Raw genomic sequence first — 11,354 nt, forward strand, 5'->3', positions numbered from 1 at the left:
CCTTAAGATGATTTCTCTCTTGCGCCGTGGCCTGCTGGTAATGTTGGCGGCGGCTTTGCCGATGATGGCGAGTGCTGCGCCGGGTCAGTCTCCTCACGATATCGTGCAGGACACGACTACTCGACTGTTGGCAGATCTGGACGCCAACAAAGAAAAATACAAAGCCAGTCCGGCCGAGTTTTATGACGCCCTGAACAGTATTGTTGGGCCGGTGGTAGACGTTGAAGGTGTTTCCAAAAGCATCATGACCGTCAAGTATTCGCGCAATGCCACGCCTGCGCAGGTGCAGCGCTTCCAGGACAACTTCAAGCGCAGCCTGTTCCAGTTCTACGGTAATGCTTTGCTTGAGTTCAAGAACAAAGGCATCACTGTTGCCCCTGACAAGGGCAATTACGGAGCAAGTGATCGCGCCAGTATCGACATGAGTGTTAAAGGGGATAATGGCGCGATTTACCCTGTCTCCTACACACTGACTAAAATAAATGGCGAGTGGAAAGTACGTAACGTCATCATCAACGGCATCAACATCGGCAAGTTGTTCCGTGATCAGTTCGCTGATGCCATGCAGCGCAACGGCAATGATCTGGACAAGACCATTGATAACTGGGCCGGCGAAGTCGCCAAGGCCAAGGAAAAAACCGACGAGAAGCTGAGCCAATGACTGACGCCGCCATTACCCTGGCTGGCGAAAGCGAGCTGCGCCTGAGTGGCGTACTCGACTATCAGACTGGCCCGCGCTTGCGCAAGGAAGGCCAGGCCCTGATCAAAAAGGCCTTGGCCAAAGCCCTGGTGGTGGATTGCTCAGCGGTCACCAAGTCCAGCAGCGTGGGCTTGTCCCTGCTGCTGTGCTATATCCGTGACGCGCAAGCCCTGAACAAGCCAATGAGCATTACCGGTTTGCCCGAAGACATGCGTGAAATCGCCAAAGTTTCGGGTCTGACCGAGTTGCTGGCACATCATTAATAGCCACTTATAAGAAAGCCCCCCGTCAGAGTCCTGTTATACGGGGTTCGCAGGCGCGGGGCTTTTTTGTATGATGGCCGACCCGCGCGCGTTAGGCGCCGATTGAGGTTGAGCATGCAGGCCGTAGAAGTTAAGAGCTTTCTTGAAGAGAAGCTGCCTGAAATTCAGGTAGAAGTTGAGGGCGAAGGCTGCAACTTTCAGCTGAACGTGATTAGTGACGAGCTGGCGGCCTTGAGCCCGGTCAAACGTCAACAAAGCATCTATACCCATTTGAACCCGTGGATCGCTGATGGCAGCATCCATGCGGTGACTATGAAATTCTTCAGCCGCGCGGCCTGGGCCGAGCGCACCTGAGCCCCCTTGGCGTCGAGATTGTTATGGATAAATTGATTATTACCGGCGGTGCCCGTCTTGATGGCGAAATCCGTATTTCCGGTGCGAAGAACTCTGCTTTGCCGATTCTGGCAGCGACCTTGCTGTGCAATGGCCCGGTCACGGTCGGCAACTTGCCGCATTTGCATGACATCACCACCATGATCGAGCTGTTCGGTCGCATGGGCATTGAGCCGGTGATCGACGAGAAGCTCAGCGTCGAAATCAACCCGAACACCATCAAGACCCTGGTCGCACCGTACGAGTTGGTGAAAACCATGCGTGCGTCGATCCTGGTGCTGGGCCCGATGGTTGCACGCTTCGGTGAAGCAGAAGTTGCCCTGCCTGGCGGTTGCGCCATCGGCTCGCGTCCAGTTGACCTGCACATCCGTGGTCTGGAAGCCATGGGGGCAGTGATTGACGTTGAAGGTGGCTACATCAAGGCCAAGGCGCCAGAAGGCGGCTTGCGCGGTGCCAACTTCTTCTTTGATACCGTCAGCGTAACCGGTACTGAAAACATCATGATGGCCGCAGCTCTGGCCAATGGCCGCAGCGTATTGCAGAACTCTGCGCGCGAGCCTGAAGTGGTAGACCTGGCCAACTTCCTGAACGCCATGGGCGCCAAGGTAAGCGGTGCTGGCACTGACACCATCACCATTGATGGCGTTAAAGAGCTGCACCCGGCAACTTACCGCGTGATGCCGGACCGTATCGAAACCGGTACTTACCTGGTGGCTGCCGCCGTGACTGGCGGTCGTGTGAAGGTCAAAGACACCGATCCGACCATCCTCGAAGCCGTCCTTGAGAAACTCAAGGAAGCGGGCGCCGAGATCACCACCGGCGAAGACTGGATCGAGCTGAACATGCACGGCAAACGCCCGAAGGCGGTCAACGTGCGTACGGCTCCGTACCCGGCGTTCCCGACGGACATGCAAGCGCAGTTCATCTCGCTCAACGCCATTGCCGAAGGCACCGGCGCAGTGATCGAGACCATCTTCGAAAACCGCTTCATGCACGTTTACGAACTGCACCGCATGGGCGCCAAGATCCAGGTAGAAGGCAACACTGCCATCGTCACCGGCACTGAAACGCTCAAAGGCGCGCCCGTCATGGCCACCGACCTGCGTGCTTCGGCCAGCCTGGTTATTTCGGCACTGGTTGCTGAAGGCGACACCCTGATCGACCGCATCTACCACATAGACCGTGGTTACGAGTGCATCGAAGAAAAACTGCAAATGCTGGGTGCCAAAATCCGCCGCGTTCCGGGCTAGTTTTGGGGTTTGGCATCATGGGCACAGGGATCGTGTCCAGCCGCCAGGTGACGTAAGCGCTCGCACGCGTTACCTTACCTGGCCTTGAATCGTTCAAGTCGAGCCTGATATCAGGCTCGATGCATGTCCGGCGCCGATTGCGCCGGGCATAAGTACCCTGATAAGGACTTACGTTTCCCATGTTGACCATTGCACTGTCCAAGGGCCGTATCCTTGACGACACCCTGCCGCTTCTGGCTGAAGCAGGCATTGTGCCGACAGAGAATCCGGACAAAAGCCGCAAGCTGATCATCCCGACCTCCCAGCCGGACGTCCGTCTGCTGATCGTCCGTGCCACCGATGTGCCGACGTATGTCGAGCATGGTGCCGCCGACCTCGGTGTCGCGGGTAAAGACGTGCTGATGGAATACGGCGGCCAGGGCCTTTACGAGCCGCTGGACCTTCAGATTGCCCAATGCAAGCTGATGACTGCCGGTGCTGTAGGCGCCGTCGAACCTAAAGGCCGCCTGCGCGTTGCCACCAAGTTCGTCAATATCGCCAAGCGTTACTACGCCGAGCAGGGCCGTCAGGTCGACATCATCAAGCTCTACGGCTCGATGGAACTGGCTCCGCTGATTGGTCTGGCCGACAAAATCATCGACGTCGTCGATACCGGCAATACCCTGCGTGCCAACGGCCTTGAGCCACAAGATTTCATCGCTGCCATCAGCTCCCGTCTTGTGGTTAACAAAGCGTCGATGAAAATGCAGCACGCCCGCATTCAAGCCCTGATCGATACCCTGCGCAAAGCAGTCGAGTCTCGACACCGCGGCTGACACACCTGCGCGACCCTGGATCCAGCATCCCTACGTCGCGCCCATCCATCCGCGTAATAGCCAGAAATTTCAGGTACCCACGCGGATGGCTTGGTAGTCTTGCCGTGCCTGATACTTGCACCCCTTAATTCCAAGCAAACGCCCATTACCGAGGCCCTCGCTATGACCGCTCCCACTGCAATTCGCCGACTCAACGCTGCTGACCCGGACTTCGCGCAGCATCTGGATCATCTGCTGAGCTGGGAAAGTGTGTCTGATGACTCGGTCAACCAGCGTGTGCTCGACATCATCAAAGCCGTGCGTGAGCGTGGCGATGCGGCGCTGGTTGAGTTCACCCAGCGTTTTGACGGCTTGAGCGTTAACTCCATGGCCGACCTGATCCTGCCGCGTGAGCGCCTGGAACTGGCCTTGACCCGCATCACCGCCGCGCAGCGTGAAGCACTGGAAAAAGCCGCACAGCGTGTGCGCAGCTACCACGAAAAACAAAAGCAAGACTCCTGGAGCTACACCGAAGCCGACGGCACCGTGCTGGGGCAGAAGGTCACGCCACTGGACCGCGCCGGTCTGTACGTGCCGGGCGGCAAAGCGTCGTATCCGTCTTCTGTGTTGATGAACGCGATCCCGGCCAAAGTGGCAGGCGTTGGCGAAGTGGTTATGGTCGTGCCAACGCCGCGTGGCGAAATCAACGAGCTGGTACTCGCTGCTGCCTGCATTGCCGGGGTTGACCGGGTGTTCACCATCGGTGGTGCCCAAGCCGTTGCAGCGTTGGCCTATGGCACTGAAAGCGTGCCGCAAGTCGACAAGGTGGTCGGGCCGGGCAACATCTACGTGGCCACCGCAAAGCGCCACGTGTTTGGCCAGGTGGGGATCGACATGATCGCCGGGCCTTCGGAAATCCTCGTTGTTTGCGACGGCCTGACCGACCCGGACTGGATCGCCATGGACCTGTTCTCCCAGGCCGAGCACGACGAAGACGCGCAAGCGATTCTGGTCAGCCCGGATGCCGAGTTCCTCGACAAGGTGGCCGCCAGCATCGCCAAACTGCTGCCGACCATGGAGCGTGCCGACATCATCAACACCTCGATCAATGGCCGTGGCGCGTTGATTCTGGTGAATGACATGCAGCAAGCCATGGACGTTGCCAACCGCATTGCCCCGGAACACCTGGAGCTGTCGGTGGCAGACCCGCAAGCCTGGCTGCCACAGATCCGTCACGCCGGGGCGATCTTCATGGGCCGTCACACCTCCGAAGCCCTGGGCGATTACTGCGCAGGCCCGAACCACGTATTGCCGACGTCGGGCACCGCACGATTCTCGTCGCCGCTGGGTGTGTACGACTTCCAAAAGCGTTCATCGATCATTTTTTGCTCGGAGCAGGGCGCTTCTGAACTGGGCAAAACCGCGTCGATTCTGGCCCGTGGCGAGTCGTTGACCGGCCACGCCCGCAGTGCTGAATACCGGATCATCGCCGACACCGAACAGGGGCAATAAGCATGAGCAAATTCTGGAGTTCGTTCGTTAAAGAGCTGGTGCCCTACGTACCGGGTGAGCAGCCAAAACTGACCAAGCTGGTCAAACTCAACACCAACGAGAACCCTTACGGGCCATCGCCCAAAGCGCTGGCTGCGATGCAGGCCGAAGTTAACGACAACCTGCGTCTGTACCCGGACCCCAACAGTGACCTGCTCAAGCAGGCGGTGGCCGAGTATTACGGCGTACAAACCAACCAGGTGTTTCTCGGCAACGGTTCTGATGAAGTGCTGGCGCACATCTTCAATGGCCTGTTGCAGCACGACAAACCGCTGTTGTTCCCGGACATCAGCTACAGCTTCTACCCGGTGTATTGCGGTCTGTATGGCATCGAGTTCGACGCGGTGCCGCTGGATGAGCAGTTCCAGATCCAGCCTGCGGACTATGCCAAGCCCAACGGCGGCATCATCTTCCCGAACCCCAACGCGCCCACGGGCTGCTTGCTGGCGCTGGACGCCATTGAGCAGATGCTCAAGGCCAGCCCGGATTCAGTGGTTGTGGTGGACGAAGCCTACATCGACTTTGGTGGTGAAACCGCCATCAGCCTGGTGGACCGCTACCCGAACCTGCTGGTGACGCAAACTCTGTCCAAATCGCGCTCGCTGGCCGGTTTGCGGGTGGGCCTAGCGGTGGGCCATCCTGACCTGATCGAGGCCCTGGAGCGGATTAAAAACAGCTTCAACTCCTACCCGCTGGACCGCATCGCCATCGTCGGCGCGGCGGCGGCTTTTGCCGACCGTGATTACTTCGCACAGACCTGCCAGGCGGTCATCGATAGCCGCGAGCACGTGGTCGGTCAGTTGAAGGCGTTGGGTTTTGAAGTGTTGCCATCGGCGGCGAACTTTATCTTCGCCCGCCACCCGGAACACGATGCGGCAGCACTGGCGGCCAAATTGCGCGAGCAGGGCGTGATCGTGCGCCACTTCAAGCAACTGCGTATCGCCCAGTTCCTGCGCATTACCATTGGCACGCCTGAGCAGAACGCGGCGCTGATTGAAGGGTTGGCTGATATTTAAAGCGTCCCACGACCTGTAGGAGCGAGCTTGCCTCGCGATCATTTAAAGATCAAAAGATCGCGAGGCAAGCTCGCTCCTACAGAGGGGTGTTTATTTCTCGGTATGTGCCGGTTGTTCTTGCTGTGGCCGCAGGCCCACTTCGGCGGTGAGCTTGAGCTCTTTGCCATTGCGCAAGACCAGAATCGCCACCTTGTCCGAAGGCTTGATGCGGGCCACCTGGTTCATCGAACGACGACCATCGTTGGCCGGTTCGCCGTCAATGCTCAGGATCACATCACCCAGTTGCATACCGGCTTTTTGCGCCGGGCCATCACGGAAGATCCCCGCGACGACAATCCCCGGGCGTCCATTCATGCCAAACGACTCGGCCAGGTCCGGTGTCAGTGACTGAACCTCAATTCCCAGCCAGCCACGGATCACCTGGCCGTGCTCGATTATCGACTTCATAACTTCCATCGCCAGGTTAATCGGGATCGCAAAGCCAATACCTTGCGAGCCACCCGACTCGGAGAAGATCGCGGTGTTGATGCCGGTCAGGTTGCCGTTGGCATCCACCAGCGCACCGCCCGAGTTGCCAGGGTTGATCGCGGCATCGGTCTGGATAAAGTCTTCGTAGTTGTTCAGGCCCAACTGGTTACGCCCGGTGGCGCTGATGATGCCCATGGTGGTGGTTTGCCCCACGCCAAACGGGTTGCCAATGGCCAGCGCGATGTCACCGATGCGCAAGGCGTCAGAGCGACCAATGGTGATCGAGGGCAGGTTTTTCAGGTCAATCTTGAGCACGGCCAGGTCAGTTTCCGGGTCACTGCCGATCATGCGGGCCAGGGTTTCGCGACCGTCTTTAAGCGCCACGACAATCTGGTCAGCACCTGCCACTACGTGGTTGTTGGTCAGCAAATAGCCTTCCGGGCTCATGATCACGCCCGAGCCGAGGCTCGATTCCATACGCTTTTGTTTGGGCGCGTTGTTGCCGAAAAAACGTCGGAACTGCGGGTCTTCAAACAGCGGGCTGGCGTTTTTGTTCACCACTTTGGTGGTGTACAGGTTGGCGACTGCCGGGGCAGCGCGGGTCACGGCGTCGGCATAGGTCACAGGGCCTTGCTGCACATAACTGGTGCGCGGGGCTTGTTGCAGATTAACGTCCAGCGTCGGCAGGCCAACCCACTCTGGATAGCGTTGAATAATCAGCAAAGCGATAAGCACGCCGGCCAGCAATGGCCAGCCAAAAAAACGCAAAGCCTTGAACATTGAACTTAATCCTGAAGGTTGCAGAGCCACCATGACGGCCCATAATGGCGGCCATTATACGAGTGCCTGAGCGCCTCTGAACGCTATATTTAGGAGTCTTTTATGGCTGTCGCCCTGAGCACGCTGGTAGAAGAAGCAAATCGTTACCTGAACAGCGCTGCAATCAGCGATTACTGCCCCAACGGCCTGCAAGTCGAAGGCCGACCACAAGTATTGCGAATTGTGAGCGGGGTCACTGCCAGCCAGGCGTTGCTGGATGCCGCTGTCGAGGCTGAGGCCGACCTGATCCTGGTGCATCACGGCTACTTCTGGAAGGGCGAAGACCCGTGCGTCACCGGTATGAAGCAGCGCCGTCTTAAAACCTTGCTCAAGCATGACATCAGCTTGCTGGCCTATCACTTGCCACTCGACCTGCACCCTGAGGTGGGCAATAACGTGCAATTGGCGCGGCAACTGGACATCACCGTTGAAGGCCCGCTGGATCCGGCCAACAACAAAGTCGTGGGCCTGGTGGGGTCATTGGCCGAACCGATGACTGCTCGCGACTTTGCCCGCCGTGTCCAGGAAGCGTTGGGGCGTGAACCGTTACTTATTGAAGGCAGCGACATGATTCGCCGCGTAGGCTGGTGCACCGGCGGCGGCCAAGGGTTTATCGACCAGGCCGTGCTGGCGGGCGTTGACCTGTACTTGAGCGGCGAAGCGTCCGAGCAAACCTTCCATAGCGCGCGGGAAAACGACATCAGCTTCATCGCTGCCGGCCACCACGCCACCGAGCGTTACGGCGTACAGGCGCTGGGCGACTATTTGGCGCGACGCTTTGCCCTGGAACACCTGTTCATCGACTGCCCCAACCCGATTTAACCCACATCCCCAATGGGTAGGAGCGAGCTTGCCTCGCGATCTTTTGATCTTGCAAAAGCTCGCGAGGCAAGCTCGCTCCTACAGGAGGGTGGCCAAACCTGGCGATCTATTCTTAGATCGTTTAGGTCTACTTGGCGCCCTCAATAGAAGTAGGCGCTGTGCTAGCATTCGACCCTCGAACACGGCCCGCAGGCCGTTAATAAGATAGCTTTCGTGAGTAGCCATGGTCGACAAACTGACGCACCTGAAACAGTTGGAGGCGGAGAGCATCCATATCATTCGCGAGGTGGCCGCCGAGTTCGATAACCCGGTGATGCTGTACTCCATTGGTAAAGATTCCGCCGTAATGCTGCACCTTGCCCGCAAGGCATTTTTCCCTGGCAAGCTGCCGTTTCCGGTAATGCATGTCGATACCCAGTGGAAATTCCAGGAGATGTACAGCTTTCGCGACAAGATGGTTGCCGAGCTGGGCCTGGACCTCATCACTCACGTAAACCCGGACGGCGTGGCGCAAGGGATCAACCCCTTCACCCACGGCAGCGCCAAGCACACCGACATCATGAAAACCGAGGGCCTCAAACAGGCGCTGGACAAGCACGGTTTTGATGCCGCCTTCGGTGGTGCCCGTCGCGACGAAGAAAAGTCCCGTGCCAAAGAGCGCGTGTACTCGTTCCGTGACAGCAAACACCGCTGGGACCCAAAAAACCAGCGCCCTGAGTTGTGGAACGTCTACAACGGCAACGTCAACAAAGGCGAGTCGATTCGCGTGTTCCCGTTGTCCAACTGGACCGAACTCGACATCTGGCAGTACATCTACCTTGAAGGCATCCCGATCGTGCCGCTGTACTTCGCGGCTGAGCGTGAAGTCATCGAGAAGAACGGCACACTGATCATGATCGACGACGATCGCATCCTTGAGCACCTGTCTGACGAAGACAAGGCGCGCATCGTCAAGAAAAAGGTCCGCTTCCGTACTCTGGGCTGCTACCCGCTGACTGGCGCGGTAGAGTCCGAGGCAGAAACCCTGACCGACATCATCCAGGAAATGCTCCTGACGCGAACTTCCGAGCGCCAGGGCCGAGTCATCGATCACGATGGCGCAGGCTCGATGGAAGATAAAAAACGTCAAGGTTATTTCTAAGGGGTTGTCATGTCGCACGTATCTGATTTGATCAGCGAGGACATCCTCGCCTACCTGGGCCAGCACGAGCGCAAAGAGATGTTGCGCTTTCTGACCTGCGGCAACGTCGATGACGGTAAGAGCACCCTGATCGGGCGCCTGCTGCACGACTCCAAGATGATCTACGAAGATCATCTGGAAGCCATTACCCGCGATTCGAAAAAAAGCGGCACCACCGGCGATGACATCGACCTGGCACTGCTGGTCGACGGCCTGCAAGCCGAGCGCGAGCAGGGCATCACCATTGACGTGGCGTACCGCTACTTCTCAACGGCCAAGCGCAAGTTCATCATTGCCGATACCCCGGGCCACGAGCAGTACACCCGCAACATGGCCACCGGTGCGTCCACCTGTGACTTGGCGATCATTCTGGTGGATGCCCGTTACGGCGTGCAGACCCAAACCCGTCGTCACAGCTTTATTGCCTCGTTGCTGGGCATCAAGCACATCGTCGTGGCCATCAACAAGATGGACCTCAAGAACTTTGACGAAGGCGTATTCGAGTCGATCAAGGCCGATTACCTGAAGTTCGCTGAAGGCTTGAAAATGAAGCCTTCGAGCCTGCACTTCGTGCCGATGTCTGCCCTCAAGGGCGACAACGTGGTGAACAAGTCCGAGCGCTCGCCGTGGTACACCGGCCAGTCGCTGATGGAAATCCTCGAAACCGTGGAAATCGCGGCCGACCGCAACCTCTCCGACCTGCGCTTCCCGGTGCAATACGTGAACCGTCCGAACCTGAACTTCCGGGGTTTCGCCGGTACGCTGGCCAGCGGCGTCGTGCACAAGGGTGACGAGATCGTGGTGCTGCCGTCGGGTAAAAGCAGCCGCGTGAAATCCATTGTCACCTTTGAAGGTGAACTGGAGCACGCCGGGCCTGGCCAGGCGATCACGCTGACCATGGAAGACGAGATCGACATCTCCCGTGGCGACTTGTTGGTGCATGCCGACAACGTGCCGCAGGTGACCGATAACTTCGAAGCCATGCTGGTGTGGATGGCTGAAGAGCCGATGCTGCCGGGCAAGAAGTACGACATCAAGCGTGCGACCAGCTATGTGCCAGGTTCGATTGCCAGCATCGTCAACAAAGTCGATGTGAACACCCTCGAAGAAGGCCCGGCCAGCGCGTTGCAGTTGAACGAGATCGGCAAGGTCAAAATCAGCCTCGACGCACCGATTGCCCTGGACGGTTATGAAAGCAACCGCACCACCGGTTCGTTCATCATCATTGACCGTTTGACCAACGGCACCGTGGGCGCGGGCATGATCATCGCCTCGCCGGTCAGCCACGGCAGCGCGACGCATCACGGTGAGCTTGCACACGTCACCACCCAGGAGCGCGCCCAGCGCTTCGGCCAACAACCGGCGACCGTGTTGTTCAGCGGTTTGTCGGGTGCCGGTAAAAGCACCCTGGCTTACGCAGTTGAGCGCAAGTTGTTCGACATGGGCCGTGCGGTGTTTGTGCTGGACGGTCAAAACCTGCGTCATGACCTGAACAAAGGTCTGCCACAGGACCGTGCGGGCCGTACCGAGAACTGGCGTCGTGCTGCCCACGTGGCGCGTCAATTCAACGAAGCGGGCTTGCTGACCCTGGCGGCTTTCGTCGCGCCGGATGCTGAAGGCCGTGAACAGGCCAAAGCCCTGATCGGTGATGATCGTTTGATCACGGTGTATGTACAGGCATCGCCTGCAGTCTGCGCCGAGCGTGACCCGCAGGGCCTGTATGCAGCGGGTGGCGACAACATCCCGGGCGAATCCTTCCCGTACGACGTGCCTTTGAATGCCGACCTTGTGGTCGACACTCAAGCGCTGACCGTCGAAGAAGGCGTCAAGCGGGTGCTCGACCTGTTGCGTCAACGCGGCGCAATCTAAGCCGCGATTAAAAAGCCCGTCACCGCGAGATCGGTGGCGGGCTTTTTATTGGGCGCTGTATTTTCCCCTCACCCCAGCCCTCTCCCGAGGGAGAGGGAGCTGATTTGTGGTGTTGCGCAGGCCTGCTTCTGCTTTTAGTCCCCTCTCCCTTTGGGAGTGTATGGACCGGGGACATAGCGAACACAATGTTCGGAGACATCGCGAACACTTTTAATAGGACACATTGACC

General features: G+C 58.4%; 11 protein-coding genes. 10 read left to right on the forward strand and 1 reads right to left on the reverse strand.

What is annotated here, in order from left to right:
* Positions 1 to 7: 7 nt before the first annotated feature.
* From GHO25_RS20015 to hisC, 7 genes are all read left to right on the forward strand, one after another.
* Positions 8 to 661, forward strand: coding sequence for a phospholipid-binding protein MlaC (locus tag GHO25_RS20015; RefSeq protein ID WP_048368343.1), 654 nt, complete (start codon positions 8 to 10; stop codon positions 659 to 661).
* The gene (locus tag GHO25_RS20020; protein WP_048390273.1) at positions 658 to 963 is read left to right on the forward strand and encodes a lipid asymmetry maintenance protein MlaB; all 306 of its coding nucleotides are present in this window, start codon (positions 658 to 660) and stop codon (positions 961 to 963) included. Before GHO25_RS20015 ends, GHO25_RS20020 begins: the two co-directional genes overlap by 4 nt.
* A 114-nt stretch (positions 964 to 1,077) precedes the next feature.
* Positions 1,078 to 1,317 carry a BolA family protein gene (locus GHO25_RS20025; RefSeq protein WP_048368340.1) on the forward strand — a complete coding sequence of 80 codons (240 nt, stop codon included), beginning with the start codon at positions 1,078 to 1,080 and terminating at the stop codon, positions 1,315 to 1,317.
* Positions 1,318 to 1,340: 23 nt separating this feature from the next.
* Entirely contained in the window at positions 1,341 to 2,606 is a 1,266-nt protein-coding gene (gene murA, locus GHO25_RS20030) for a UDP-N-acetylglucosamine 1-carboxyvinyltransferase (RefSeq protein ID WP_048368338.1), read from the forward strand.
* A 179-nt stretch (positions 2,607 to 2,785) separates the two neighbouring features.
* Positions 2,786 to 3,421 (forward strand): ATP phosphoribosyltransferase, encoded by a 636-nt coding sequence (gene hisG / locus GHO25_RS20035; protein WP_048368336.1) that lies wholly within the window; start codon positions 2,786 to 2,788, stop codon positions 3,419 to 3,421.
* Between the two features lie 162 nt (positions 3,422 to 3,583).
* Positions 3,584 to 4,912: a histidinol dehydrogenase gene (hisD, locus tag GHO25_RS20040; protein WP_153373685.1), complete on the forward strand. Its 1,329-nt coding sequence runs from the start codon at positions 3,584 to 3,586 to the stop codon at positions 4,910 to 4,912.
* 2 nt (positions 4,913 to 4,914) lie between these two features.
* Positions 4,915 to 5,967 carry a histidinol-phosphate transaminase gene (gene hisC, locus GHO25_RS20045; protein ID WP_153327082.1) on the forward strand — a complete coding sequence of 351 codons (1,053 nt, stop codon included), beginning with the start codon at positions 4,915 to 4,917 and terminating at the stop codon, positions 5,965 to 5,967.
* 90 nt (positions 5,968 to 6,057) lie between these two features.
* On the opposite strand, the gene algW is transcribed toward hisC, so the two are convergent.
* Complete coding sequence (gene algW, locus GHO25_RS20050) at positions 6,058 to 7,215, reverse strand: Do family serine endopeptidase AlgW (protein WP_048368331.1); 1,158 nt, start codon at positions 7,213 to 7,215, stop codon at positions 6,058 to 6,060.
* A gap of 102 nt (positions 7,216 to 7,317) precedes the next feature.
* Here algW and GHO25_RS20055 point away from each other — a divergent pair, with 102 nt between their 5' ends.
* From GHO25_RS20055 to cysN, 3 genes are all read left to right on the forward strand, one after another.
* Positions 7,318 to 8,076, forward strand: a complete 759-nt coding sequence (locus GHO25_RS20055) for a Nif3-like dinuclear metal center hexameric protein (RefSeq protein ID WP_153327090.1) — start codon at positions 7,318 to 7,320, stop codon at positions 8,074 to 8,076.
* Positions 8,077 to 8,299: 223 nt separating this feature from the next.
* The gene (gene cysD / locus GHO25_RS20060; RefSeq protein ID WP_048368327.1) at positions 8,300 to 9,217 is read left to right on the forward strand and encodes a sulfate adenylyltransferase subunit CysD; all 918 of its coding nucleotides are present in this window, start codon (positions 8,300 to 8,302) and stop codon (positions 9,215 to 9,217) included.
* 9 nt (positions 9,218 to 9,226) lie between these two features.
* Positions 9,227 to 11,125, forward strand: a complete 1,899-nt coding sequence (gene cysN / locus GHO25_RS20065) for a sulfate adenylyltransferase subunit CysN (protein ID WP_153327092.1) — start codon at positions 9,227 to 9,229, stop codon at positions 11,123 to 11,125.
* The last annotated feature ends 229 nt before the right edge of the window (positions 11,126 to 11,354 follow it).

It is taken from the genome of Pseudomonas sp. FSL R10-1350, from assembly GCF_009600525.1.
Taxonomy (GTDB): Bacteria; Pseudomonadota; Gammaproteobacteria; order Pseudomonadales; family Pseudomonadaceae; genus Aquipseudomonas; species Aquipseudomonas helleri.

Excerpts from the sequence above, each read along its gene's own strand:
- GHO25_RS20015 (WP_048368343.1), top strand. The coding sequence starts at position 8 with ATGATTTCTCTCTTGCGCCGTGGCCTGCTGGTAATGTTGGCGGCGGCT.
- GHO25_RS20020 (WP_048390273.1), top strand. The coding sequence starts at position 658 with ATGACTGACGCCGCCATTACCCTGGCTGGCGAAAGCGAGCTGCGCCTG.
- GHO25_RS20025 (WP_048368340.1), top strand. The coding sequence starts at position 1,078 with ATGCAGGCCGTAGAAGTTAAGAGCTTTCTTGAAGAGAAGCTGCCTGAA.
- murA (WP_048368338.1), top strand. The coding sequence starts at position 1,341 with ATGGATAAATTGATTATTACCGGCGGTGCCCGTCTTGATGGCGAAATC.
- hisG (WP_048368336.1), top strand. The coding sequence starts at position 2,786 with ATGTTGACCATTGCACTGTCCAAGGGCCGTATCCTTGACGACACCCTG.
- hisD (WP_153373685.1), top strand. The coding sequence starts at position 3,584 with ATGACCGCTCCCACTGCAATTCGCCGACTCAACGCTGCTGACCCGGAC.
- hisC (WP_153327082.1), top strand. The coding sequence starts at position 4,915 with ATGAGCAAATTCTGGAGTTCGTTCGTTAAAGAGCTGGTGCCCTACGTA.
- algW (WP_048368331.1), bottom strand. The coding sequence starts at position 7,215 with ATGTTCAAGGCTTTGCGTTTTTTTGGCTGGCCATTGCTGGCCGGCGTG.
- GHO25_RS20055 (WP_153327090.1), top strand. The coding sequence starts at position 7,318 with ATGGCTGTCGCCCTGAGCACGCTGGTAGAAGAAGCAAATCGTTACCTG.
- cysD (WP_048368327.1), top strand. The coding sequence starts at position 8,300 with ATGGTCGACAAACTGACGCACCTGAAACAGTTGGAGGCGGAGAGCATC.
- cysN (WP_153327092.1), top strand. The coding sequence starts at position 9,227 with ATGTCGCACGTATCTGATTTGATCAGCGAGGACATCCTCGCCTACCTG.